This is a genomic window from Alkalihalophilus lindianensis (assembly GCF_032843265.1).
In the GTDB taxonomy this organism is placed as follows: Bacteria; Bacillota; Bacilli; order Bacillales; family Bacillaceae_D; genus Alkalihalophilus; species Alkalihalophilus lindianensis.
The window spans coordinates 1-246 of sequence record NZ_JAWJBA010000827.1; the positions used below are offsets into that span (position 1 = coordinate 1).

A 246-nucleotide genomic window follows, 5' to 3' on the forward strand; every position below is an offset into this window, starting at 1 on the left:
CCTTATGGTTCTTGTATGAGTATTTGTGCAAGCCCCGTTCGTTTGCCGGTCCGACCGGGGATTGCAAACGGAAGCGTCAGACCGCTACATCGGCCTTGATAACGGCATGAGGGTCATATCCCTCGACCTCGAAATCCTCGATCCGGTAATCGTCTATACTGGCGGCCTCCCCGATCAGTCGCATTTTCGGGAAGGGACGCGGTTCTCGCGCCAACTGTTCCCGCGCCTGATCGAGATGGTTCAGAT

1 protein-coding gene is annotated in these 246 nt (G+C 56.1%); it reads right to left on the reverse strand.

What is annotated here, in order from left to right; translation table 11 throughout:
• Positions 1 to 76: 76 nt before the first annotated feature.
• Positions 77 to 244, reverse strand: a complete 168-nt coding sequence (locus RYX56_RS24475) for a thymidylate synthase (protein ID WP_317124403.1) — start codon at positions 242 to 244, stop codon at positions 77 to 79.
• Positions 245 to 246 lie beyond the last annotated feature (2 nt).